Origin of the sequence: Synechococcus sp. R5-15 (assembly GCF_047462035.1) — a bacterium.
Lineage (GTDB): Bacteria > Cyanobacteriota > Cyanobacteriia > Thermostichales > Thermostichaceae > Thermostichus.
Genome location: NZ_JANSIK010000135.1, coordinates 1 through 23,372 on the forward strand (window position 1 = coordinate 1; position 23,372 = coordinate 23,372).

Sequence of the window (23,372 nt, forward strand, 5' to 3'; positions counted from 1 at the left end):
ACAGAATGCTATCGCTGCATAGTTGAACAGTGATGTTCAGCAGTGTTCAGCGTAAATGTATCAGACCGAATATCCAAGCGGCATTGGGCTTGTGCAGGAACTCCCTTCCCCGGAACTGTCTTCTTCTTGGCGGCCCAGTTCTCTGGCAGCAGGTCCTGCCCTAGAAAAAGCTCGCCTGCGCCAGCACTTTCGCCAGCTACGGCAGAGGTTGGACAGATCCCTTATCAGCCAGAAGATCGTGGCTCATTTGGCTTCTTGCCCCCAGCTCTTGGCTGCCAAAACCATCCTGGCTTACGTAGCTTTTGGCTCCGAGGTAGATCTGGGATCCCTGTTTGTCCTTTTCCCGGAGAAGCAGTGGGGGATCCCCCGTTGTCTGCCGCGGCGGCAAATGCAGTGGCACCGCTACCAGCCGGCTGAGCTTGTCCCCAACTGCTGGGGCTTGCTGGAGCCTTCTCCCGGCAGCACAGTTATCGACCCTGGCAAGGCGGATTTGATCCTGGTGCCCGCCCTGGCCTGCGATCGTTGGGGAAGGCGTTTGGGCTATGGCGGCGGCTATTACGACCGCTTTTTGGCCGCTTTGCCGGATCCCAGTGTGCCCAAGTGGGGCATCCTCCCCCAAGCCTGCTTGCTGGAGCAGCCCCTGCCTCAGGATCCTTGGGATCAGCGCCTGGATGGGATCCAAACCGAGGAGAGGTTCTACGAGACGGGGATCCCCTAGACTAAAGAGGGTGGGCCTTGGAGGAAAAACGATGAGCCAAGTTTGGAAGCCGGCGCAGTGGCTAACCCAAAAGCTGCGTCTTGTCTGCATGAGCTTTGGCTGTGTGGCATTGGCGGTGCTCTTGATGGGCTTTGGGGCGATCCCCCTGCAACTGAAGGATCTCCACGTCACCCCCTGTCCCGATACCCCCGAATACACCAACCTGGTGACCAGCAACGGCAACCCCATACCGGCCAGGTGCCTGTTCGTCGAAGGCACAGTGGTCAACCGCTCCAAAAATACCCTGCTGAACGCGGATGTCTTCGGTCGGCTTTACGATGCCAACGGCAACGAGGTTCTGCCGGAGCGTACCCGCCTGGGGGCCATTGCAGAAGTTCCTCCCGGCGAGAGCCCTTTTTCAATTCGCATCTCGGTGCCCATAACCAGCCCCCTGCCCCTCACCCTGGAGCAATTCAAGGCCAGCGGCTTCAGCGGTACCGTGCGCCGATGAGGTCCAAAGCTGGCGGCTGAACTCCACCTGGGTGGGGCGCTCAGGCAAATGGAGCTGGGCAACCACAGGCGGGGTTTGGGCGATCAGCCGGCCCCGGCGGAAGACATACAGGCAAGCTGGTTTCAGGCGAATGGCTTCGACGGCATCGGCGGCCTGGAGCACCACCAGATCGGCGTAGCAGCCGGGTTCCAGGCCGTAGCCTTCCAACCCCAGAATGCGGGCCGGGTTTTCTGTTACCGCCAAAAAACACTGGCGCATCTGCTCATAGCCAGTCAGTTGGGCGGCGTGGATGGCCATGTGGGCCACCTCCAGCATGTTGCCGCTGCCCAAAGGGTACCAGGGATCCATCACGCAATCCTGGCCAAAGGCTACCGTCAAGCCTGCGTCCATCAGCTCGGGCACCCGGGTCAGCCCCCGCCGCTTGGGGTAGGTGTCGTGGCGCCCCTGCAGCACTAGGTTTACCAGCGGGTTGGCAACCACCCCCAGCTCCGCCTCGGCCATCAGGGGGATCAGTTTGCTGACGTAGTAGTTGTCCATCGAGTGCATCGAGGTTAGGTGGGATCCGGCTACCCGCCCCTGCAAGCCCAGCCGCAGCGTTTCGTAGGCCAAGGTTTCCACATGGCGCGAAAGCGGATCGTCGGTCTCGTCGCAGTGCAGATCCACCCGCAGGCCGCGCGCCGCAGCAATCTCGCACAGGGCCCGCACCGAAGCTGCTCCCTCGGCCATCGTCCGCTCGAAGTGGGGGATCCCGCCCACCACCTCCACCCCCAAATCCAGAGCCTTCTCCAGAAGCTGCACCGCCCCTGGCGAGCGATAGTAGCCATCCTGAGGAAAGGCCACCAGTTGCAAATCCAAGTAGGGAGCCACTTTTTGCTTGACTTCCAGCAGCGCCCGCACCGCCAACAGGTTGGGATCGCACACATCCACATGGGTGCGGATGGCCAGGATCCCACGCGCCACTGCCCAGTCGCAATAGGTCAAGGCCCTCTCCATCACCGCCTCGGGGGTCAACAGCGGCTTCAACTCCCCCCAGAGGGCGATCCCTTCTAGCAAGGTGCCCGACTGGTTGACGCGCGGGATCCCATAGGTGAGGGTGGCATCCATGTGAAAGTGGGCATCCACGAAGGGGGGCGACACCAAGCGGTTGCTGACATCAATTTCTTGGGGGGCAGTGGCTTGCAAGTTGCTTTCCAGAGCCACAATGCGATCCCCCTGGATACCGATATCGATTCCCTTGCGGCCATCCGGCAAATTGGCCCGGCGCAAAATGAGATCCATATGTTGTGGCTATTTGTTTGAACTTAGGATGGAAAGAAGCAACTACAGTTGACTGAATGATAGGCCAAATCAGATAAAGATGTCTTAAATTACCTCAAAGCCCGAATTTAGGAAACCAGTTGATTGGGTTATTGCTCACTTTATAAAAGAGGGCTGTAGTCCCCAACAGCATCCGGTTGTGCAAGATATCAACCAAGTAGTCAGAGGGATAATCTATCGAGAGCTGATTTGAGAGGACTTGGCCCTTACATCCATTCCAACCGTCAGCGAAACTTCGTTGTCCATTACAAACAAGCTCCTTCTCAAAAAATTGTATTTCAGGACACATATTTTCAGGGATCCCCCCTTTACGATAAACCGGTCAGTAACCCGATCTCGAACTAACCTCAACAGAAGCGACTATGGCACGTTTAGAACTCTCCCGGCGGGACTTCTGCCTGCGTTCTGGGGCTTTTGTGGCTGGCCTGATGGGGAGCCGCTGGTTGGTTCGCGATGCCGCGGTGGCTCAAGGAACCAAGCTGAAGGTGGCCGGGGTTTATACGGTTCCCATTGAGCAGCAGTGGGTGAGCCGGATCCATAAAGCCTTGATGACCGCCCAGGAGCGGGGGGATATTGACTACACCTGGTCAGAGTCAGTTTCCAACACCGACTACCCACGGGTGCTGCGTCAGTATGCCGAGAGCGGCGTCCAACTGCTGGTGGGTGAGGTCTTCGGGGTGGAGCGGGAAGCGCGGGAAGTAGCCAAAGACTATCCTAAGGTCAGCTTTTTGATGGGATCCAGCCTCAAGCCGGATCCTGCCCTGAGCAATTTTGCCGTGTTTGACAACTACATCCACGAGCCTTCCTATCTGACGGGAATGGTGGCCGGGGGGCTGACGCGCTCCAAAATTATCGGCATGGTGGGGGGCTATCCCATTCCAGAGGTGAACCGCCTCATGAATGCTTTTATGGCAGGGGCGAGGGAACTGCAGCCGGAGGTGAAGTTTTTGGTCACCTTTATCGGCAGTTGGTTTGATCCCCCCAAAGCCAAAGAGGCGGCTTTTGCCCAAATTGATGCCGGCGCAGATATCCTCTATGCAGAGCGGTTTGGGGTATCTGATGCCGCCAAAGAGAGGGGCGTTTTGGCCATCGGCAATGTGATCGATACCCAGCCTGATTATCCAGAAACAGTGGTGGTCAGCGCCCTGTGGCACATGGAACCCACCATCGACAGAGCCATTGCCGCGGTGAAGGCCGGAGAATTTAAGGCAGAGGACTACGGGATCTACAGCATGATGAAATATGGGGGATCCAGCCTCTCCGACTGGGGAACCTTTGCCGACAAGGTTCCGGCTGAACTGAAAGCTAAGGTGATGCAGCGGCAGGCAGAGATTCTGGCAGGGTCTTTTGTTGTAGCCATCGATGATAGCGAACCCAAGTCCACCCTCTGAAGCGCCTTTGGCCTTGAAGGTGGTGGGCATTACTAAGCGCTTTGGTGCTCTGCTGGCCAACGACCAGATTGATCTTGAGCTGCGGGCCGGGGAGATTCTGGCCATCTTGGGGGAAAATGGGGCGGGCAAAACGACACTGATGAACATCCTGTTTGGGCACTATGTTCCCGATCAGGGTCAGGTGTGGGTGTTTGGTCGGCCCCTCAAGCTGGGATCCCCGGCGGCTGCCCTGGCGGCAGGGATAGGCATGGTGCATCAGCATGTGGTCTTGGCCGATAATCTGTCGGTGCTGGACAACATTCTTCTGGGCACTCAGCCCCTGTGGCACCTGTGGTCTCGGCGGCGAGAGGGACGGCGGCGCATCCAAAAGCTGGCCGAGGAATTGGGGTTGGCCGTGGATCCCGAGGCCCTGGTGGGATCCCTGACCTTAGGGGAGCGGCAGCGGGTGGAGATCCTCAAGGTGCTGTATCGAGGGGCGCGGATCCTGATTTTGGATGAGCCTACGGCGGTGTTGACCCCACCGGAAATTGAGCCGTTTTTTCACACCCTACGGCAGATGGCCGGTCGCGGGCTGGGGATCCTGCTGATTTCCCACAAGCTCCAGGAGGTGATGCGCATCAGTGACCGGGTGATGGTGCTGCGCTCAGGGCGGGTGGTGATGACGGGCAAGACGGCTGAGATCCATCCCACAGCTCTGGCGGAAGCGATGGTGGGGCAGCGGTTGGCGGCGGTGGTCAAAGCCCCTTTGTCTCCGGGGGAGACGGTCTTAGAGTTGCAGCAGGTCTCCTGTCGGGTGGGGCAGCAGCATCTGGAGCAGGTTTCTTTGACGGTGCGGCGTCACGAAATCGTGGGTATTGCCGGGGTGGCGGGCAATGGGCAGGCCGTTCTGGCAGATCTGGTCTGTGGGGTGATCCGGCCCCACCAAGGTCATCTCCATCTGCATGGCCGAGTCCTGCGGCTGATCTCTCCTGCTGAGATGGTGCGGCAAGGCATGGCCCGGATCCCAGAAGACCGCCACAAAACTGGGCTGATTGGTTCCCTTAGCCTATGGGAAAACTGGGTCATCGAGCGCTATCGGGATCCCGAATTCTCGCGGTGGGGGATCCTGCGTCACCGGCAAATCTATCAGCAGGCTCACACCTGGCTACAGACCTACGACGTGCGGGGGCTCCAGAGGGGGGATCCCTGGCGGGCGCTCCAGATGCCAGTGCAACTGCTGTCCGGCGGAAATATGCAAAAAGTGATCCTCTCGCGGGAGCTGTGTCGGGATCCCCAGGTAATTGTGGCTCACCAGCCAACGCGGGGACTGGATCTGGGGGCTGTGGCTTACGTGCATGCCCAACTGCTGGCAGCAGCCCGGGCTGGAGCCGGGATCCTGCTCATTTCCGAAGACCTGGATGAATTGCTGAGTTTAGCGGATCGAGTGGCGGTGCTCTATCGCGGTCGGCTTTCCCCAGCAATCCCAACCCAAACCACAACGGTGACCGCCTTGGGGTTGCGCATGGCCGGGCAGGAGGTGGCTGATGCGTGTTGAACCCCGTTCCACGGTGCCCCTTTGGCTGATCCTGAGCGCGCCGATGGCAGCCATTGTCCTGGCTTTCCTCTCCTGTAGCCTGCTGATCCTGTGGACGGGATCCCCGGTTTTGGCAGCCTATGGAGCTTTGCTGCGGGGAGCGGTGGGATCCCCCTTTGCCCTGAGCGAAACTTTGACGCGGGCCATTCCCCTGATCCTGACGGGATTGGCGGTGGCGGTGTGTTTTCGGGCCAAGTTGTGGAACATCGGTGCGGAAGGCCAGTTTTATGGTGGGGCTCTGGCTGCCAGCCTCTTGGGCACCGCTGGGCTTTCGCTGCCGCGCCCGTGGTTGGTGCTGGTGCTGCTGCTGGCGGGCTGGATTGCCGGAGGGCTGTTGCTGTGGATCCCGGCCTGGCTCAAGACTCAGTTCCAGGTGGACGAAGTGGTGACCACCCTGCTGCTCAATTTTGTCATTCTTCTCGGGATCAGCTATCTCCTGGAAGGCCCCCTCAAAGATCCTCTGGCTCTGGGTTGGCCCCAAGGTCGTGCCCTTGTGGATGCTGCCCTACTGCCGCGGCTGATCCCCCGCAGTCGTCTCCACGCCGGTTTGATCATTGCCCTGCTCGCTGCCCTGGGGGTGTGGGGGCTGGAGCAGTTCACCGTTTGGGGCTTAGAAATGCGAGCCGTAGGCGCCAACCCAGAAGCGGCCAGGTTCCTCGGCATCCCAGTCCGGAGAGTTATTTTATATACCTCATTGTTGGGAGGTGGGCTGGCAGGCTTGGCGGGAGCTTGTGAACTTCTCGGGCTCAAGGGCTATCTCACCTTGGATTTATCCCCGGGCTTTGGCTACACCGGCATTGTTGTTGCCCTGTTGGCCCAACTGCATCCCTTGGGAGTGGTGGGGGCCGCAGTTTTCATTGCCGGGGTTTATGTGGGAGCCGATACCATGGGGCGTAGCTTGGGCGTTCCCACCTATCTTGCCGATGTCATTGTTGCTGCTGCCCTGCTGTGGATGTTGGTCTGCATGGGATTGGCCCGTTATCGTCTGCGCTGGGACTGAGCACCCGTGTCTGCACTCCTGAGTCTAATCAGCTTAATCAGCACCACCAGCTTCTGGGTGGCCACCCTGCGCATTGCCACTCCCTTACTCTTGGGCACTTTGGGCGAAGTCCTCTGTGAGCGGGCCGGCGTTCTCAATCTGGGCATCGAAGGGATCATGACCCTGGGGGCCATGACCGGTTGGCTGGTGGTCTATCAGGGATCCGGATTGTGGTGGGGCGTAGCCTTTGCTGCCGTCCTCGGTGCAGGTGTGGGCTTGATTCACAGCCTGTTGACCGTCCGCCTTGGGGTTTCCCAGCACGTCACCGGCATCGGCATCACCCTCTTGACCATTAATGCCGCCTATTTTGTCTATCGCATGGCCCTGCCCCAGGTCACCTCTCCTCCCAAAATCATCCCCTTCAGCCCTTGGCCGATCCCGGGTCTCTCCAGCCTGCCCTTTCTGGGAGAAACCCTGTTTACCCAGCCGCCCCTCACCTACCTCAGCCTTCTCCTGGTGCCCCTCATGGCCTACATCCTCTACCGAACTCCTCTGGGCCTCGCCGTGCGCATGGTTGGAGAAAATCCCCAGGCTGCCGCTTCCCAGGGGATCCCGGTCTATGCCGTTCGTACCGGAGCGGTGATGGTGGGCAGCGCTCTTATGGCCGTGGCCGGTGCTTTTTTAACCCTCTCTGCGTTCGATGCGTTTTTCTTCAATATCGTCAATGGGCGGGGGTGGATTTGCATTGCTCTGGTGGTTTTTGCCGCTTGGGATCCCTGGCGAGCCTTAGGAGGAGCGTTGCTGTTTGCCGGGTTTGATGCTTTGCAATTGCGCCTTCAGCAGCTTTGGGGTAGCCGGATCCCCTATCAGTTTTTCTTAATGTTGCCCTATCTGCTCAGTATTGTGGCGTTGATTTTGGTCTCTCGCCATGCCAAAGCGCCCCGCGCCCTTTTGATCCCCTTTCGCCCTGAAGAACGGATTTGACTACTGGACTTTCAAGAAGCCGAAAATTACTCCCATTGAGCCTTTGCCCTTGCCCCAGAAGCCTGTATGTCTTACGTCAAGACGATTGTCTGTTTCGCCAACTCCAGAAAAATGGCCGGTCGCTGTATTGCCGGCAAGGAATGGCAGAACGGAGAGCCAGGAGAATGGGTGCGTCCTGTCAGCAGCCGCCCGTCACATGAGGTCTCTGAACATGAGAGGTACTACGAGAGCGGTGGCGACCCAGAACTTCTTGATATTCTCTGTGTCTCTTGTGATACACCTCAGCCACTACCTCACCAGAGGGAGAACCACGTTATCAATCCAAAGCACCGCTGGAAAAAAGTTGGCCACCTGCCTTGGGAGGATATCAACAGTTGGCTAGACAACCCTGAGAATCTCTGGGGCACTGGCGAGAGCAGCTATGCTGGGTGGAACAACCGGTTAAGTGTCGGGCGAGAAAGCGGAGTTTCTCTTTACCTTGTACCGGTCGAGCATTTGCGTCTGTTGGTTGGTTACAAAGCACCAGGATACCCGAATTCTAAGCGTAGAGTACGCGGCGAGTTTGTATACAAGGGAGTAAAATACTGCATGGATGTTACCGATCCTGTGATTGAACGGGATTTCCTAATGGGCGAAGACGGTCAATATGACATCCCCGATCCGGTGCTGTGTGTTAGCCTTAGCGATCCCTACTTGGGCTATTACTACAAGCTGATAGCGGCTGTTCTCTACTCAGGTCGACCCATATGAAATCAGAGATCTACACGATTGGTCACTCAAACCACGAGATTGATTTTTTCATAGACTTACTGCGCCAGTACAACATCACCGGTATTGGCGACGTTCGCTCACGTCCATATAGCCTTTACGTCCCTCAATATTCACAAGAAAAGTTGAAAAGTGCTTTAGCGGCAGCAGGTATTGCTTACGTCTTTCTGGGCAAAGAATTGGGAGGACGTAGCGAAAATCCGAGCTGCTATGATCAGGGTAGGATTCAGTATGAACGACTGGCAAATGAGCCAGCCTTCCTCGAAGGGATCGACCGTCTGATCCAAGGTTCTAGTCGGTATCGGATCGCACTGATGTGTGCTGAGAAAGACCCTATTGAATGTCATAGATCGTTGCTGGTGGCGCGTAAACTTTTTCAAAGTGGGATTCCGGTCAACCACATCTTGGCCAATGGCTCTTTGGAGACTCATGAGGCTCTAGAATCTCGTCTTCTTGCCCTTTGCAAACTTCCAGAGGGGGACTTGTTTAGAAGTCGGGAAGAGTTTATAGCCGAAGCCTATCTCATTCAAGGCAGGCGTGTCGCCTATCGAGATGAGAAAATGTCAAAAAGTGATGAGCGGAGCGCGAGGCCATGAAGATATTTACAATAGGGTTCGCGAAGAAAAGCGCAGAACAGTTCTTTAATCGTTTAAAACAGCCTGGTCTAGTTCGAGTTGTTGATGCTCGACTTAACAATACCTCACAACTGGCAGGATTCACGAAAAAGAATGACCTAGAGTTCTTCCTTCACGAGATCTGTAAGCTTGGATACATTCATTTGCCAGAATTGGCACCGACCCAAGAAATTCTTGATGCTTATAAAGCTAGTGGTGACTGGTCTAACTACGAGAGACAGTTTTTGTCGCTGATGGCCGAGCGTCGCATTGAAGATCAAGTGGATAAAAGTATTCTCGATGGAGGATGTCTGCTTTGTAGTGAAGCTACACCTGAGCACTGTCATCGTAGGCTGGTTGCTGAATATTTGCGCAGAAAATGGGGTGATGTTGAAATCGTGCATCTATAAAAACCAAGAGCTGGCACTACGGCTTTTTCCGATTTATGCAGCTATTCCAAGTTGCAGCAGGGTTCTGGCAACACGGAGCGAAAGGGATGCCCAACTGATTTGGAAACTCTCTCACCGACAGCAAGCTCAATACAGGGATCCCCGCTTGGGCAGATCCAACACATTGACATCTTTGGGGTTGACCTTGAGCAGATGATGGGCGAGCAGGAAGCCTGTGATCGTCTGGGTTTGGCTGCCCCATGCGTACCTCGGTTGGGTCATGGAAGTATTCCGCCTACTTTTGTTCGGGAATGACCTTGGTTTGAATGTTGCACCCGTTGCTGATGACATCGCCGTACTGTTGCCCCCGCAACACTGGGCCAGTGTTTGCCGCCGTTGCTTTTGGATCCCAAGTTCCTGCGGGCAGCTAGCGTGTATGGTAGATGAAAGCTTGTTTTTGGGTCTTTCCCCGTCCCCATGCCCAGGGCTAGCACCTCTCGCCATCAGACCGACCCCCGCTTCAGCTCTGCTATCGCTCCACGACGCTTTCCCGAACAGGCCAAAGGGTTAAAGCCCCACCAACAAAAGCAACTGCAACGGCTTTACCAACTGCGCCTACCCCCCAACCGCCTGGTGACGGTGGAGTTTGCCCAACGGCTGGGATCCCTGACCCAAGAGTTGGAAGGCCGGCCCATCAGCGTTTACCTCAACCGGCGCGGCCAGGTGATCCGCGTAGGGGTGGGATCCCCTTTTGAAACCCAGATTCCCGCTTGGGAATTGCCCCGCCAGGGGGCCGAGCGCCTATCGGGGATCCGCTGCATCACCACCCAAATGGGGGAGGGGGGCCCCGGTCAAAAAGCGCTGACGGCCATGGCTTTGCAGCGTTTGGATGCCCTCATCACCCTTTCCGTGTCCAAGTCAGGAGGGCACCGACGCCGGGGAGGAGCGGCTACGGGCTTTGTTCACCGGGCCTATCTGGCCCATCTGCTGCCGGAGGGAGAGCGCCGTTGGCAGGTTTCTGAGCCTTTGCCTTTGGGGATCCTGGCAGAACAGGATCTGCAGGAGCTGGTGGCGGAGCTGGAGGATGGGTTTCGGCGCCAGTTGACCGCCCGCCAGGTGGATCTGGATCAGGATCGGGCCATCCTGGTGGGGCTGCAGGAGTCCGGGCAGAGCTACGAGGATCTCATGGATGGGTTGGCGGAGCTGAGCCGCCTGGTGGAGAGTGCCGGCGGACAGGTGCTGCAAGCCCTCTGGCAGAGGCGCGAAGGCCCCAATTCGGCCACGGTAATCGGATCCGGTAAGGTGCAAGAGCTGGCTCTGCTGGTCCAGGATCTGGGCGCTAACTTGGTGGTGTTCGACCGGGAACTCACCCCCAGCCAGGTGCGCACATTGGAAGAGGCGGTGGGGGTGCGGGTGGTGGATCGCAGCGAGGTGATCCTGGATATTTTTGCCCAGCGGGCCAGAACCCGGGCCGGAAAATTGCAGGTGGAGCTGGCGCAACTGCAGTATTTGCTGCCTCGCCTGGCCGGTCGAGGGCGCACCATGTCTCGGCTAGGTGGGGGCATCGGCACCCGTGGCCCGGGGGAAACCCAACTGGAAATGGAGCGGCGGGCCATCCAGCGGCGCATCAGCAAGCTGCGGCAAGAGGTGGAAGAGCTGCGCCGCCACCGCCAGCGGCTGCGCCAACGGCGCGAGGCATCCCAAATTCCTGTGGTGGCCCTGGTGGGCTACACCAACGCCGGCAAGTCCAGCCTTCTCAACGCCCTCACCCATGCTGAGGTGTACGCCGCCGACCAGCTCTTTGCCACCTTGGATCCCACCACGCGGCGGCTGGATCTGCCCAACCGGCAGGCGGTGCTGTTGACCGACACGGTGGGATTCCTAACCGAATTACCAGACCAACTGGTGGATGCCTTTCAAGCCACCCTGGAAGAGGTGACGGAAGCCGATGCCCTGCTGCATGTGGTGGATCTGTCTCACCCCAACTGGGAAGGACAGATCGAGGCGGTGGAAACCTTGCTGGACAAGCTGCCCTTGGCCACTGGTCCCCGCCAGCTGGTGTTCAACAAAATCGACCGCCTGGATCCCGAATGGGTAGAGGATGTGCGCCTGCTCTACCCGAAGGCCCTGTTTGTTTCCGCCGCCACCGGCCAAAACCTGGATCAGTTGCGCCACACCCTGGCCCAATTTGCTGCAGTTCTAAGCCCCAACCCCTTCGATAGTCAGGAACCCAGAGATCCCTAAAAGCATTCCATAAGGATTTCGCAACTTGCAAATTGCATTTATACCCCCTGTCAACATAAACATTCGGTTACATTGAGATCGAGATTGTTACCCGACTTAAAGTTAGGGAGAGAACATGGCCTCTACTGCAGTTGTACCTCAAGTCGCACCTCGCTTGGCCCCATCCCACCTGACGCTGCAAACTCTGCCTATCGGGGCCGACACCCTTGCCATTCGCTCCCAAGATTGGGATCGGGATCGATTTGACATCGAATTTGCTCTGGAAAATGGCACCACCTACAACTCCTTCTTGATTCGCGGCGAGAAGGTGGCCCTCATCGACACCTCCCACGAGAAGTTTCGCCAGTTGTACCTGGATTGCCTGCAAGGGATCCTAGATCCTGCCCAGATCGACTACCTGGTGGTCAGCCACACCGAGCCAGATCACAGCGGCCTGGTTGGGGATCTGCTGGAGCTGGCGCCCCAGATGACGGTGGTGGCCTCCAAGGTGGCCATGCAATTTCTGGAAGATCTGGTGCATCAAGATCTGGTGCATCGGCCCTTCCAGCGGCTGGTGGTGAAACAGGGAGATCGCTTGGATCTGGGCAAGGGGCATGTCCTGGAATTTATCTCTGCCCCCAACTTGCACTGGCCCGACACCATCCTCACCTACGACCACGGCACCCAGATCCTTTACACCTGCGACGTGTTTGGGATGCACTACTGCGACGATTTCGCCTGGGACGAACATCCCCACCTGTTGCAGGCCGACTTCAAGCTCTACTACGACTGCCTCATGGGGCCCAACGCCCGCTCGGTGTTGTCCGCCCTGAAGCGCATGGAAGCCTTGCCTCCCATCGCTGCCATTGCTACCGGCCACGGCCCCCTACTGCGCCATCACCTGTCCGACTGGGTGGGGCAATATCGCACCTGGAGCCTCGAGCAGGCCAAAGCCGAGCGCCTGGTGGCAGTGTTCTACCTGTCCGGCTATGGCCAGGCGGAAACCTTGGCTCAAGCCATTGCCCGTGGGATCCAAAAAACCGGCATCCAGGTGGAGCTGGCAGATTTGCGGCTGGTGGATGCCCACGAGGTGCGGGAGCTGATGAGCTTGGCCGCCGGTGTGGTGATAGGCATGCCGCCCCAATCAGGGCCTGAGGCCGCCACCACTCAAGTGCTGCTGAAAACCCTTTTGGCCTCTGCCCACAGCAAGCAAGGCTTTGGTCTGTTTGAGTCGGGCGGCGAAGATGATGAGTCGGTGTACCTCTGCCGCAACACACTGCAAGAAATCGGCGCCAAAGAGGTGTTTGCCCCCATTCTGCTCAAGCAGCCTGCTGGCGAGGCCCTGCTGCAACTGGCCGAAGAAGCAGGTACCGACCTGGGGCAGTGGCTGACCCGGGATCGCAGCATTCAGCAGATGAAAGCCTTGGATGCCGACCTGGATCGCGCCCTGGGCCGCATTAGCAATGGCCTCTACATCATCACTGCCCGCAAAGGGCAAGCCACCAGCGCTATGCTCGCCTCCTGGGTAGCCCAAGCCAGCACCGATCCGCCGGGGATCAGCATTGCGGTGGCCAAGGATCGGGCCATCGAATCCTTCCTGCAGGTGGGAGATACCTTCGTGTTAAATGTGCTGCAAGAAGGCCATTACCAACCCTTGATGCGCCACTTCCTGAAGCGATTTCCACCGGGAGCCGACCGCTTTGCCGGGATCAAGACCTACCCTGCTGCCAACGGATCCCCCATCTTGGCCGATGCTTTGGCCTACCTGGAGTGCCGCGTGGTGAGCCGCCTGGAAACCAGCGATCACTGGGTGGTGTACAGCACCTTGGAAGCCGGTCGGGTCTCCAGCCCAGAGGGCCTTACTGCCATCCACCACCGCAAGGTGGGGAATCATTACTAATACTGATAGTGAGCAGTGAGAAGAGAGAAGTGAGAGATAATTTCTCACTCCCAGCCCTTCTCCCTGGGGAAGCTGGGATCCCTGTAGCGAACAGACTCACAAAAACTTCAATAGGACTGCCGATAGACCAACCCACTGGGATGTAGGAAGAAGGGGCTGTCTTCTCCCAGGCGGATCCCGATCTGCTCCAGCTGTTCCCCTTGGCGGGTCGCAGGCCTCGCGGGGAGCCCCTCTGTTCCCTGTTGAATCCTTTGGGATCCCTGCTGGGCTGGCCGATAAGGGACGCTGCCCAAACCCGAAGAGAGGGGATCCGAGGGGGCATACCTCTGTCGCCAGCGCTGGTAGGGGCTGACTTGGATCCCTGCCTTGTCCATCTGGGTTGTCGAGAGGGCAGAGGCAGGTGCTGACACCTCTGACAACTGCAGTGAAGAGGGCGAAAGGACGACCACCGGGCATGGCTCAGCTTGTGCCCAAGCCCCCGGCGCAAAAACCCAGGCAAGCCAGCAAAAGAAGATGGCACACCGCATGGGAAGATCCCTCCATAGGCCCAACCCAGTCGTCTCTCAGGCCATTTTCTGAAGAGGCAGGACTGAGAGCACAGCTCCCATCTTGCCGATGCCGACTTGAAGGCCGGGTGCTCGGGATCCCCCCAGTTGAGTGATCTCGATCAGATCAGCAGACCTACTCTAGAAATGGAGTCTAAAGCCCTGCTCTACCGCTGCGCAGTTTGCCTTGGCTTAGCCAGCCAGTAGAGCAAGGAGCATGTCATGAAACCGCGGATTTGCCAGGATAGTCTGCGCTGCTGACCCGTACATAGGCGTGCCAAGCCAAGTCCAGCAGGCCATCCAACACCGCTGCAGCCACTGCCGGGCCTCCTTTGCGTCCCTCAGTGCGGATGTGGGGCACCATGGAATCGGCTAGCTCCTGCTTGGCTTGCACCACGTTCACAAACCCAGCCGGCGTGGCGATGACCAGAGCAGGGGCCACCTCCTTCTTTCTAATCAGCTGCACCAAGGTGGAGAGGGCAGTCTGGGATTGGCCAATCACAAAGATCGCCTCAGGGTAGCGTTGGGCCAGGGTTTCCAAGCCCCAAGCGGAGCGGGTCTTGTCCCTTTGGGGGCGGGTAATGGCTTCGCTGCTGCAATAGATGGGGTTGGAAAAGGTGTTCTGAACAGCCCAGGCAATGCCCACCTGTACCATCGGCTCATCGACCACAATGGTGGTACGCGCTGCCAGAGCCGCCGCTCCGGCCTGTAAGGCTTCGTTGCCAAAACGGATGAGGTGCAAGTACTCGAAGTCAGCAGTAGCATAAATAACCCGACGAACCACCTCATACTCAGCAGGAGAAAGCTCGTGCTTGCCCACCTCCTGGTCGATGATCATCAAACTCTCTGCATCGGTTACATGCCACTCCATCGATCCCAGACCCCGCCCGCCGTTTATCCTCAGTAATGACAGGATTGTACCTGCAGAGGCTCCAATGGGTGGGAAAAACCATCGCTCAACCTGGGGGCCAGCCCATCCCCCGACCGCCCAGAACGTGAATGTGGAGATGAAAGACGGTTTGCCCGCCGTCTTCTCCTTCGTTGATCACCAATCGGTAGCCTTTATTTAAACCTGCCTCGGCAGCCACCCGCTGAGCGGTCAGCAGGAGATGTCCCAGCAATGCCTCATGTTCGGGCTTGGCCTGGGAAATGCCGGGGATGGGCTCTTTGGGCACCACCAAAATGTGGACAGGGGCTTGGGGGGCAATATCTTTGAAGGCCAGGGCTCTATCGTCTTCGTAAACGATTTGTGCAGGGATCTCCCTGCGAATAATCTTGCCGAAAACTGTGTCGCTCATGGGTGCTCACAAATTAGTTCTGCCCTTAGCCTACCTGCTAACCGCACATTCTCCCACCCAGGTGGCGAGAGTGGCGCTCGGCACCTACTGCTTCAGCAGCCATTCAAATTCCTGCCGCAGTGATTGAATATGCCCCACTCGCGAGACCAACAGCGCATCTCGCCCGGCATCGCGAAAACGAGAGCGCCACATACTGACCAAATCGGGGTTGCTGCACCAAAAGCGGATAACAGCGTCGACCAACTGATCCAAGTCCCAGCCGCGCCGGGCCGGCACTTCCTCCACGGATCCCAGCAACGCATCGAGGGTGCAGGAGCTGGTACCCAGGTATTCCACCCCACAGGGCCGCTGGGCCAGCTTCTGTTGCTGATGAAAGAACTGTAGAGCAGGGGCGATGCCGATGATCTCGAAGGTGTAAACCATGTTGCTCCGCAACGCTGACGCGACTGGGCTCAGTCCTACAGAGTTTTTTGCGAAAGATTCTAAAAAGGGGGCTAGCAGTCTCAAAACCAAATCAAGGTTGGGATCCCTTCCCAACTGCCGTCGATCTCTGATTAGGCATTGATTATACCCAACTTGGGCAAGCTGCCAAGCCGGAAAAAACGCTGCCCTGCTGACGCGAGCGGCAGATAGAGACCTTATTGAGGGATCACGGCGACAGCGCTATTGCCTTGGTGTCCGGTGCATTTAGCTAGACCGCCGGGGAGCCCCGCCCTCTGTGTATCAGCGTGAGTGCGGGAGTATGTCACTGCTGCAGGGATCCTATCCAAGTTGGTATTGTGTTTTGGGTCTTTTCTTGAGTGGGGGGGAGTTGAAACTGAATGCGCGGCTGCCCTACCCCATACGTGAGGGTGTAGCTCCACTGCAGGCAGCGCAGCCACAGGCGGGGGTAACGCGCTTCCAGCCAGGGCTGCAGGCGACGCAGCAGATTTGGAAGCCAGCCCCTGAACAAAGCAGAGGTCAAGGCCAGGCCGGTATAGCTGAGGTAGGTGGGCAGCCACTGGGCAAAGCCTTTGGCCCCTACGGCCTCCCAGATCCACAGCAGCAGCCGTGGGTTTTGCAGGGCAGCTTTGATGGCCATGCGGTTAAACGCCAGCCAGCCGGCCCGGTCTTTGATGAAATCGTCCACCACCTCCGGCGGCTCGGTGGCGAGAATGCCGAAAAAGCTGTTGAGAGTGGCATTGATGCGCTCGGGGGGCAGCACCTTGCCGGTGGGCACCATCATCCCCCGCGAGAAGAGCCAGGTGACGGCCGAGTTGCCCTGGTAGGCCCGGATCTGGGCTAAGTCCGCCGCCCTGAGCAGGTCGTGGCGCAGCGCCGTATCCAGCAGATCGCACAGGCGGGGGCAATTGCGCACCAGGGATCCAAAGCCGGTAAAGCTAAGGGGCGATTGCATAGCCGCCGCATCCCCAATGAGCAGCACCCGGTCAAAGGGTTCCGAGGACTCCGCCCCGCCGCCGCGAACAGGGTGCCGGGGCTGGCCAAATCGTCCGGGGATATAGCCGAAGGTCGCTTTTTTCCACTGCAAGCGCTCCGGGTCGCAGCGGCGGTATTCCGGCAGAATGGTGAAAAAATCTTCGTACAGTTCCAGCAGGGATCCGGGGTTTTCCGGATGCACCTGGTGGTAGTGGAACAGATAAAAGGTAAGATCTTCGCCTGGGCCGGGGAACAGCTCCCAAATAAGTTGCCGACCGCGGCTGATGTCCCCGTGGCTGGCCAGAATGTCCCCAAACTGGGGATCCCATACCCCTGGCTCAAACCCCCCCGCAATGGTAGCCCCCACCGTGGGGCAGACGCTATCAAAAGCCCGATGGCGGTAAAGCTGCTGGGCAATGGGAGAGACTGTTCCCATAGCATCCACCACAAGGCGGGATCCCAGCCGAAACTCCTCGCCGGTGGGCAAATCCTTCAAAACCAGCGTGACGCCTTGTTCGCCAACATAGGCCCGCTGAAACTCGGTGCGCTCGTAGATAGCTCCCCCGCAGGAAGTGAGAATTTGGCCACAGAGCTGCAATAGCTTTTCCGCGTCAATGGCCAGATTGAGTACCGTCGGCGTGTGCAAAACGGGAGCGCGAACCGGGCTATTGCCGTCAAAAAACTTGTTGAACCCATCCGTGTATTCCCGCAGGATCAAGCTCTCCATCTGCTCGGCGCTCAAAAGGCCCAAATCCACCAGGGTTTGCAGCTCCCGCCGGGAGATGTTCCACTCGCGGTTCATGCGGCCAAAAGGGAGTCGCTCCACCAAGGCCACGCGGTAGCCCAAGCGAGCCATGGCCGCTCCATAGATGGCTCCCAGCGCTCCTCCCACGATGGCCAGATCCCACTCCACCGGGGCCGGCTCAGGGCCAGGCTGGCGAAACAAGACCGGCTGAGCAGGGCGGTGGGCTGCGTGGCAATGTTGCACTTCTTCCCGCCAGCGCTTTTCCCACCAGTACACCCGCTGCAGGTCAAATTCTCCATTGGGGATCCGCCGAAAATACTTCACCGTTTGCGGGTAGAAAGGCTCAAGCTGATCGAAGATGGATCCCCGGTTCAGGTCGATCTGGGGCAACTGCGGGTAGCGGTGGGGAAATTGGCTTTGAATGGCCTGTTCCAGCTCTCCCAGCCAGCGAGCTTGGCGGGGGAAGGGCTGTTCCGACCACTGGAACACCTTGAGATAGGTAGTGTTCAGCCCCGACCACAAGAAAAGGGCCAGCTCAGCGCCGGATCCCTGTAGGCGCAGGCCCGTGGGGGTAAGAACCTTCTGGCTGCCTTGGGGCAGGGGGATACACTCCTGTAGCCAGCGCAGCACTTGAGCACTATCGGGGCAAGGGATCTCGCGGTAGTAAAGGGAAGTAAGCACGGCGCCGAGATAAGAAACCGAGCAAATCTTTACCCATTGTGACATGAGGGGATCCCTCCCCTTTGCCGATCCCGGGGATCACCCTCTACCCAGTTGTTCCCCCAGCTGCAGATCTGCAGGGGTGTTGCAATTGGTGAGCATCCTCTCAAGGGACTCCGTCCCGCTGTCGGGAACAGTCAGGGGCAGGATGGCTGTTGGCACCTGGGACAACCAGCCCTGAAAGGATCTTCCTCCTGCCTGCAAGAAACTCTCCAGAGAACCTAGCTGCGCCAGGCGATAGAAGCCACACAGGGGCTCCCAGCCCCGCTGACTTTTGGGCAGGGCGGCCACCGTCTGAGGGGGCAGGGTGGCAAGGCGCTGTCGCCAATCCCCAAGAACCTGCTCCTGCAAGCAGGGCAGATCGCAGGCCAGCAGCAGGATCCACTCCGGGGGAGCAGCCAAGGTTTGTAGCCGCCGGATCCCCTCTTGAAAGGCCAGCAGCGGGCCTCGGTGTTGCTCCGCAATGCTGTCCCGACCACGTGGGTCTTGCCCGACCAGGGGGGGAACGTTTTCCCGCCAGAGGTGCCAACCGGGATCCACCACCGGCGCATAGCGCTCCGGCCAGGGGGTGAGGATGTAAACCGCGTCGGCGCAGGCTGCTGCCACCTGAGCCACCCGTCGCAGCAGGGGGATCCCATCCCAAAGCACCAAGGCTTTGTCGGATCCCATGCGGCGGCTGTTGCCCCCGGCCAAGATCAGAGCCACGACCGCAGGCGGGGAATCTTCAGGCATTTTGGACATCCAGTTTTCCACAACGAGCAGCAGGTATTTGTGGAGGAATAGGATAGGGATCCCATCCTCTCCTCACTCTAGCCGCTATGTCTGAGCCCTCTGGTCGTCTGGTTTGGAACCACTCCACCCACATCTCAGGGTTGATCCCTGTTTTGGAACGCCTGACCCGGCAGGCGGGCATTAAAACCGTGACGCCGGGTGCTCTGTCCTGCAGCCGTGGGCGGATCCCCCAGTTGCAGTTGCGGGTTTCGGTGCCGATCCGGGGCGGGTACAAGCTGGTGGCCCGCAAGGGAAGCAGCGTGCAAGAGGTGTTTGTGGTAACGGATCTCAGCCAAACCGAGCTAGAGGCGGCTATTCTCCGCTGTTTGTAGTCAACTGTTTGTAGTCAACCGAGCCTCGTTATTGCTCCGCAACGCTGTCCCGACCCAGAACTTCGTCCTGCTGGGGCAAATGGCACATCAGTTGAGGATGAGTTAGCTATGTCTCGTGCTAGTCTCAAGCCCGCCCGTATCAGCGCTGTTTTACCCGGATCCCTGGCAGCAGAAGTGGGCATCCAACCTGGAGAGGCCCTGGTCAGCATCAACGGCGAACGCCCCCGCGATCTCATCGACTACCGCTTCCTGATCGCTGAGGAGTGTGTAAGCCTGGAGATCTTGAATAGCCAAGGGATCCCGCGCACAGTTGAGCTGGAGAAGGGAATCGACGAGGATCTGGGGCTAGAGTTTGAGACAGCCCTGTTCGATGGCCTGATCCAGTGCGCCAACGCTTGCCCCTTTTGCTTCATCGACCAACAACCTCCGGAAATGCGGGCAACGCTGCACCTCAAGGACGACGACTACCGCCTCAGCTTTTTCTACGGCAGCTACCTCACCCTCACCAACTTGCCTGCTGCCGAATGGGAGCGCATCGCTCGCCTGCGCCTTTCTCCCCTCTACGTGTCAGTGCATGCTACCGACCCGGAGCTGCGCAGCCGCTTGCTCAAAAACCCGCGGGCTGGCCTGATTTTGGAGCAGTTGGCCTGGTTTCGCCAGCATCGCTTGCAACTGCACGCACAGGTGGTGGTCTGCCCAGGCTGGAACGATGGGGATCACCTCACCCGCACACTCCTCGATTTGGCCGCCTTTCGCCGGCCCGTAGACGGGATCCCCACCGTCCTCTCGGCAGCAGTGGTGCCGGTGGGGTTGACGCGCTTTCGCCCCCCTGGTGATGAGCTGGTTCCTGTCGATGCGGCCAAGGCCCGAGAAGTGATCCAGCAGGTGGAAACTTTGCAGGTCGGGTTTCGGCAAACATTGGGATCCACCTTTGCCTGGCTGGCCGATGAGTGGTATCTGCTGGCGGGGTGGGAACTGCCCCCGGAAGAGCACTATGAAGATTACCCCCAACTGGGGAATGGCGTGGGATCCCTGCGGCTTTTCCTCAGCCAGTTCGAGCAGCTCAAACTGCCGCCTGAGCTCCCTTCTCCCCTCAAGGTTCTGTGGGTGGTGGGCAATGCCGTAGAGCAAGCCTTCCAGCCTGTGGTGGAGCAGATGAACCGCATCCGCGGGCTGCAGTTGGATCTTTTGCCTATTGCCAGCCAATTTTGGGGACAAACCCTGACGGTAACCGGGCTGCTGACGGGCCAAGATGTCTTGAATGCCTTGAAATCGGTTGAAAACTTGGCGGCCTACGATGGGCTGCTGCTACCTCAGATTGCCCTTAAGGATGGGGAGCGCTTTTTGGACGATCTGACCTGGCAAGAGGTGCAGGCCCAGGTGGGGATCCCGGTGGTGCGGGTGGACGGCGGGCCGGCAGGCTTGGTGCAGGCGGTGCAACAGCTAGAACAGGGCTATGCCTACGGCACCCTGTGTTGTTCCGCAACGCTCGGGCGAAGGGAAACTGCACCGCTGACGCGACCAAGAACAGCTTTGAGCCGAGGATCCTGAGGCGATGCAGAGGTTGCGGCGAGGATTGCTTCTGCTGCTTTGGGTGGGGCTGGGGATCCTGGCCATCACGGCTTTGGCCTCTTTCTATGTAGATCTGGCTTGGTTTGCCGAGCTGCATGCTCTGCCGGTGCTGTGGACGCGGGTGATTGCCCGCTGGGGGCTGGGCCTGGGCGCTTTCCTCTTTGCCCTGGCGGTGACGGGATCCAACATCTGCTCCTGCTGGCGGGGGGCAACCTTGGCTGGGGCCTGGGCGATTGCCACAGGTTTGAGTGTTTTCTTTGCTTGGTCTCTTTCCAATCACTGGTTCACGCTGTTGCTCTGGCTGAACCAGGGGCCCGTCGGGGAGTCGGATCCCATTTTCAACCGCGATCTCAGTTTTTTTCTCTTCAGCCTGCCTTTCTGGGAGACGCTGCAGCAGTGGTGCTTCAACCTGGTGCTGCTCACCTTGATTGCCGTTGTCCTCATCTACTTGGTGGAGCTGGGGCTTTCCGAGCAACGGCTGACCTTGGCCCTCTCTCTCTATGCCCAGCGGCACCTGCTGATCTTGGGGGGATCCCTGTTTCTCATTCGCGCCTGGGGCCATTGGCTGGAGCGCTACGAGCTGCTCTATTCCACCCGCGGCGTTGTGTTTGGGGCCGGTTTTGCCGATGTGCATGCAACCTTGCCGGCCACGACCTTGATGAGCGGGGTGGCGGGCTTGACGGCAGTGGGGTTCTGGGTTTTGGCCCGCCAGGGGATCCGCCTCAACCTTCCTTTCCTCAAGTCCTGGTGCCCTTCCTGGGCCAGCTCTCTCCTGGCGCCGGCCATCCTCTGGGGGGCCTACCTGGGGTTTGGGCTGCTAACCACCCAACTTTATCCCCAACTGGTGCAGACCTTCTTGGTCACCCCCAACGAGCTGGAGCTGGAGCGCCCCTACATCGAGGACAACATCCGTTTTACCCGTGCTGGCTTTGGCCTGGCCGATGTCGAAGTCCAACCCTTCCCGGAAGGGGGATCCCTGACCTGGGAGATCCTGCAGCAGAATCAATCCACCCTAAGCAACGTGCGCCTCTGGGATGCGGATCCCCTATTGGCCACCTACCGCCAACTGCAAGAAATCCGCCCCTACTACCAATTTCCCTATGTGAATGTGGATCGCTACCGCATTGGGGGAGAATTGCGCCAAGTTATGCATGCCGCCCGCGAGCTGGACTTTGCCCAGGTGCCCCCCGCCGCCCAAACCTGGGTTAACCGGCGGTTTTTTTACACCCACGGCTATGGCCTCACCCTCAGCCCGGTGAATGTGGTGACCCCTGAGGGCCTGCCGGATTTTTTCCTATCGGATATCCCGCCGCGGGTTTCTCCTCGCTACCCTGAGGTGGCCTCCGTCTTGCGGGTGGAGCAGCCGGCCCTCTACTATGGCGAGCTGACCACCACCGATGTTTTCGTGGGCGCTGAGGCGCGGGAATTGGACTACCCTGCAGCAGAGCGCTATGTGTACAGCAGCTACCGGGGCAGCGGTGGCGTGCCCATTCCCCACCTCTGGCAGCGGTTTCTCTACGCCTGGCATTTTGGCGATCTGCGCATCCTTCTCAGCCGCGAGCTGTCTTCTGCCACCCGCTTTCTCTATCGCCGCCAAATCCGCGAGCGCATCCGTCGGGTGATGCCCTTTTTGCTCTACGACCGGGATCCCTACCTGGTCATTCAAGGCGGCAAGCTCTACTGGTTTTTCGATGCCTATACCACCAGCAGCCGCTACCCCTACTCGGAGCACCTGCCCGGCTTTCCCTTCAACTACATCCGCAACTCGGTCAAGGCGGTGATGGACGCCTACAACGGCAGCATCGATTGGTACATTGCCGACCCTCGGGATCCCCTCATCCAAGCCTACGCCCGCATCTACCCCACCCTCTTCAAGCCTCTGGAGGCAATGCCGGAGCCGCTGCGGCAACACATCCGCTATCCCCAAGACCTCTTCCGCCTGCAAGCGCAGCAGTTTGCCACCTACCACATGACGGATCCCCGCCTCTTCTACAACCGCGAGGATCAATGGCAGATCCCCGGCCAGTTCCGCAATCGACGGCGCATTCCCATGCAGCCGCAGTATCTCATTCTCACCTTGCCGAGGGATCCCCAAGGGGTTGCAAACCACACTCCTGAGTTCGTCCTCCTCTCCCCCTATGCCCCTGTTAACAAGCAGAACATGGTGGCTTGGATAGCGGCCCGCTGCGACGGGGAAAACTACGGCAAGCTGCTGGTCTACGAATTTTCCAAGCAACGCCTCATCTATGGCCCGGAACAGGTGGAAGCACGGGTCAATCAGGATCCCTTAATCTCCGAGCAAATTTCCCTCTGGAACCAGCATGGGTCGCGGGTGAACCTGGGCACGCTGCTGGTCATTCCTATCGAGACTTCTTTGCTCTATGTTCAGCCCCTCTACATCGAAGCAGAACAGGGCCGCTTGCCTCAGCTCACCCGGGTGATCGCTGCCTACGAAGACCGGGTGGTGATGGAACCGACTCTCGGCCAGGCCTTAGAAGCCCTCTTTCTGCCGAGGGGCAGCCGATAGAGAAAGGGATCCCCTCCTCATTTTTGAGGCAGGTAGTTGACGAAACTTAACGGATGTTTTAAGTTTAGGTTGTCAATCTTCGCGCTTCCTTAGGGAAGTT

Annotated in this window: 22 protein-coding genes; 14 read left to right on the top strand and 8 right to left on the bottom strand. The window is 58.8% G+C overall.

What is annotated here, in order from left to right; genetic code table 11:
- Positions 1-55 precede the first annotated feature (55 nt).
- Positions 56-718 (top strand): 5-formyltetrahydrofolate cyclo-ligase, encoded by a 663-nt coding sequence (locus tag NW839_RS11310; RefSeq protein ID WP_414352108.1) that lies wholly within the window; start codon positions 56-58, stop codon positions 716-718.
- A 31-nt stretch (positions 719-749) separates the two neighbouring features.
- Positions 750-1,208, top strand: a complete 459-nt coding sequence (locus NW839_RS11315) for an FxLYD domain-containing protein (protein ID WP_414332474.1) — start codon at positions 750-752, stop codon at positions 1,206-1,208.
- Here NW839_RS11315 and NW839_RS11320 read toward each other — a convergent pair.
- The gene (locus tag NW839_RS11320; protein ID WP_414352109.1) at positions 1,116-2,486 is read right to left on the bottom strand and encodes an amidohydrolase family protein; all 1,371 of its coding nucleotides are present in this window, start codon (positions 2,484-2,486) and stop codon (positions 1,116-1,118) included. The genes NW839_RS11315 and NW839_RS11320 overlap by 93 nt on opposite strands.
- A 401-nt stretch (positions 2,487-2,887) precedes the next feature.
- Between NW839_RS11320 and NW839_RS11325 the strand changes: the two genes are divergently transcribed.
- The 7 genes from NW839_RS11325 to NW839_RS11355 all read left to right on the top strand — a co-directional run bounded on the left by NW839_RS11325 (position 2,888) and on the right by NW839_RS11355 (position 9,244).
- Entirely contained in the window at positions 2,888-3,916 is a 1,029-nt protein-coding gene (locus NW839_RS11325) for a BMP family protein (RefSeq protein ID WP_011430426.1), read from the top strand.
- Positions 3,888-5,450 (top strand): ABC transporter ATP-binding protein, encoded by a 1,563-nt coding sequence (locus NW839_RS11330; RefSeq protein ID WP_414380660.1) that lies wholly within the window; start codon positions 3,888-3,890, stop codon positions 5,448-5,450. Before NW839_RS11325 ends, NW839_RS11330 begins: the two co-directional genes overlap by 29 nt.
- Positions 5,440-6,489 carry an ABC transporter permease gene (locus NW839_RS11335; RefSeq protein WP_414352111.1) on the top strand — a complete coding sequence of 350 codons (1,050 nt, stop codon included), beginning with the start codon at positions 5,440-5,442 and terminating at the stop codon, positions 6,487-6,489. Before NW839_RS11330 ends, NW839_RS11335 begins: the two co-directional genes overlap by 11 nt.
- A 6-nt stretch (positions 6,490-6,495) precedes the next feature.
- Positions 6,496-7,452: an ABC transporter permease gene (locus NW839_RS11340; protein ID WP_414352112.1), complete on the top strand. Its 957-nt coding sequence runs from the start codon at positions 6,496-6,498 to the stop codon at positions 7,450-7,452.
- Positions 7,453-7,518: 66 nt separating this feature from the next.
- Positions 7,519-8,202 (top strand): dual OB domain-containing protein, encoded by a 684-nt coding sequence (locus NW839_RS11345; RefSeq protein ID WP_414352113.1) that lies wholly within the window; start codon positions 7,519-7,521, stop codon positions 8,200-8,202.
- On the top strand, positions 8,199-8,816 hold the full coding sequence (locus NW839_RS11350; RefSeq protein WP_414352114.1) for a DUF488 family protein: 618 nt from the start codon (positions 8,199-8,201) through the stop codon (positions 8,814-8,816). Before NW839_RS11345 ends, NW839_RS11350 begins: the two co-directional genes overlap by 4 nt.
- A complete protein-coding gene (locus tag NW839_RS11355) occupies positions 8,813-9,244 on the top strand; it encodes a DUF488 family protein (protein ID WP_414352115.1) in 432 nt (143 codons plus the stop codon). The genes NW839_RS11350 and NW839_RS11355 overlap by 4 nt, the downstream gene beginning before the upstream one ends.
- A 126-nt stretch (positions 9,245-9,370) precedes the next feature.
- Here the strand turns inward: NW839_RS11355 and NW839_RS11360 are convergent, their stop codons facing one another.
- Entirely contained in the window at positions 9,371-9,505 is a 135-nt protein-coding gene (locus tag NW839_RS11360; protein ID WP_414342083.1) for a hypothetical protein, read from the bottom strand.
- Positions 9,506-9,700: 195 nt separating this feature from the next.
- Between NW839_RS11360 and hflX the strand changes: the two genes are divergently transcribed.
- Positions 9,701-11,467, top strand: a complete 1,767-nt coding sequence (hflX, locus tag NW839_RS11365; RefSeq protein ID WP_414352116.1) for a GTPase HflX — start codon at positions 9,701-9,703, stop codon at positions 11,465-11,467.
- 115 nt (positions 11,468-11,582) lie between these two features.
- On the top strand, positions 11,583-13,346 hold the full coding sequence (locus NW839_RS11370; protein ID WP_414352117.1) for a diflavin flavoprotein: 1,764 nt from the start codon (positions 11,583-11,585) through the stop codon (positions 13,344-13,346).
- 107 nt (positions 13,347-13,453) lie between these two features.
- On the opposite strand, the gene NW839_RS11375 is transcribed toward NW839_RS11370, so the two are convergent.
- From NW839_RS11375 to NW839_RS11400, 6 genes are all read right to left on the bottom strand, one after another.
- Entirely contained in the window at positions 13,454-13,873 is a 420-nt protein-coding gene (locus tag NW839_RS11375) for a hypothetical protein (protein ID WP_414352118.1), read from the bottom strand.
- Positions 13,874-14,111: 238 nt separating this feature from the next.
- Positions 14,112-14,762 carry a precorrin-8X methylmutase gene (locus tag NW839_RS11380; RefSeq protein WP_414352119.1) on the bottom strand — a complete coding sequence of 217 codons (651 nt, stop codon included), beginning with the start codon at positions 14,760-14,762 and terminating at the stop codon, positions 14,112-14,114.
- 85 nt (positions 14,763-14,847) lie between these two features.
- Entirely contained in the window at positions 14,848-15,189 is a 342-nt protein-coding gene (locus NW839_RS11385) for a histidine triad nucleotide-binding protein (RefSeq protein ID WP_011432043.1), read from the bottom strand.
- An 84-nt stretch (positions 15,190-15,273) separates the two neighbouring features.
- Complete coding sequence (locus NW839_RS11390; protein ID WP_011432042.1) at positions 15,274-15,612, bottom strand: hypothetical protein; 339 nt, start codon at positions 15,610-15,612, stop codon at positions 15,274-15,276.
- Between the two features lie 322 nt (positions 15,613-15,934).
- Entirely contained in the window at positions 15,935-18,076 is a 2,142-nt protein-coding gene (locus tag NW839_RS11395; protein WP_414380662.1) for an FAD-dependent oxidoreductase, read from the bottom strand.
- 33 nt (positions 18,077-18,109) lie between these two features.
- A complete protein-coding gene (locus NW839_RS11400; protein WP_414352121.1) occupies positions 18,110-18,811 on the bottom strand; it encodes a molybdenum cofactor guanylyltransferase in 702 nt (233 codons plus the stop codon).
- Positions 18,812-18,888: 77 nt separating this feature from the next.
- Between NW839_RS11400 and NW839_RS11405 the strand changes: the two genes are divergently transcribed.
- The 3 genes from NW839_RS11405 to NW839_RS11415 all read left to right on the top strand — a co-directional run bounded on the left by NW839_RS11405 (position 18,889) and on the right by NW839_RS11415 (position 23,272).
- Complete coding sequence (locus NW839_RS11405; RefSeq protein WP_011432039.1) at positions 18,889-19,173, top strand: DUF2103 domain-containing protein; 285 nt, start codon at positions 18,889-18,891, stop codon at positions 19,171-19,173.
- Between the two features lie 108 nt (positions 19,174-19,281).
- Entirely contained in the window at positions 19,282-20,724 is a 1,443-nt protein-coding gene (locus tag NW839_RS11410; protein ID WP_414352122.1) for a TIGR03279 family radical SAM protein, read from the top strand.
- A gap of 4 nt (positions 20,725-20,728) precedes the next feature.
- Positions 20,729-23,272: a UPF0182 family protein gene (locus tag NW839_RS11415; RefSeq protein ID WP_414352123.1), complete on the top strand. Its 2,544-nt coding sequence runs from the start codon at positions 20,729-20,731 to the stop codon at positions 23,270-23,272.
- The last annotated feature ends 100 nt before the right edge of the window (positions 23,273-23,372 follow it).

Excerpts from the sequence above, each read along its gene's own strand:
- NW839_RS11375 (WP_414352118.1), bottom strand. The coding sequence starts at position 13,873 with ATGCGGTGTGCCATCTTCTTTTGCTGGCTTGCCTGGGTTTTTGCGCCG.
- NW839_RS11335 (WP_414352111.1), top strand. The coding sequence starts at position 5,440 with ATGCGTGTTGAACCCCGTTCCACGGTGCCCCTTTGGCTGATCCTGAGC.
- NW839_RS11310 (WP_414352108.1), top strand. The coding sequence starts at position 56 with ATGTATCAGACCGAATATCCAAGCGGCATTGGGCTTGTGCAGGAACTC.
- NW839_RS11410 (WP_414352122.1), top strand. The coding sequence starts at position 19,282 with ATGTCTCGTGCTAGTCTCAAGCCCGCCCGTATCAGCGCTGTTTTACCC.
- NW839_RS11380 (WP_414352119.1), bottom strand. The coding sequence starts at position 14,762 with ATGGAGTGGCATGTAACCGATGCAGAGAGTTTGATGATCATCGACCAG.
- NW839_RS11370 (WP_414352117.1), top strand. The coding sequence starts at position 11,583 with ATGGCCTCTACTGCAGTTGTACCTCAAGTCGCACCTCGCTTGGCCCCA.
- NW839_RS11315 (WP_414332474.1), top strand. The coding sequence starts at position 750 with ATGAGCCAAGTTTGGAAGCCGGCGCAGTGGCTAACCCAAAAGCTGCGT.
- NW839_RS11415 (WP_414352123.1), top strand. The coding sequence starts at position 20,729 with ATGCAGAGGTTGCGGCGAGGATTGCTTCTGCTGCTTTGGGTGGGGCTG.
- hflX (WP_414352116.1), top strand. The coding sequence starts at position 9,701 with ATGCCCAGGGCTAGCACCTCTCGCCATCAGACCGACCCCCGCTTCAGC.
- NW839_RS11400 (WP_414352121.1), bottom strand. The coding sequence starts at position 18,811 with ATGTCCAAAATGCCTGAAGATTCCCCGCCTGCGGTCGTGGCTCTGATC.
- NW839_RS11325 (WP_011430426.1), top strand. The coding sequence starts at position 2,888 with ATGGCACGTTTAGAACTCTCCCGGCGGGACTTCTGCCTGCGTTCTGGG.
- NW839_RS11350 (WP_414352114.1), top strand. The coding sequence starts at position 8,199 with ATGAAATCAGAGATCTACACGATTGGTCACTCAAACCACGAGATTGAT.
- NW839_RS11320 (WP_414352109.1), bottom strand. The coding sequence starts at position 2,486 with ATGGATCTCATTTTGCGCCGGGCCAATTTGCCGGATGGCCGCAAGGGA.
- NW839_RS11390 (WP_011432042.1), bottom strand. The coding sequence starts at position 15,612 with ATGGTTTACACCTTCGAGATCATCGGCATCGCCCCTGCTCTACAGTTC.
- NW839_RS11405 (WP_011432039.1), top strand. The coding sequence starts at position 18,889 with ATGTCTGAGCCCTCTGGTCGTCTGGTTTGGAACCACTCCACCCACATC.
- NW839_RS11345 (WP_414352113.1), top strand. The coding sequence starts at position 7,519 with ATGTCTTACGTCAAGACGATTGTCTGTTTCGCCAACTCCAGAAAAATG.
- NW839_RS11355 (WP_414352115.1), top strand. The coding sequence starts at position 8,813 with ATGAAGATATTTACAATAGGGTTCGCGAAGAAAAGCGCAGAACAGTTC.
- NW839_RS11330 (WP_414380660.1), top strand. The coding sequence starts at position 3,888 with ATGATAGCGAACCCAAGTCCACCCTCTGAAGCGCCTTTGGCCTTGAAG.
- NW839_RS11360 (WP_414342083.1), bottom strand. The coding sequence starts at position 9,505 with ATGACCCAACCGAGGTACGCATGGGGCAGCCAAACCCAGACGATCACA.
- NW839_RS11395 (WP_414380662.1), bottom strand. The coding sequence starts at position 18,076 with ATGTCACAATGGGTAAAGATTTGCTCGGTTTCTTATCTCGGCGCCGTG.
- NW839_RS11385 (WP_011432043.1), bottom strand. The coding sequence starts at position 15,189 with ATGAGCGACACAGTTTTCGGCAAGATTATTCGCAGGGAGATCCCTGCA.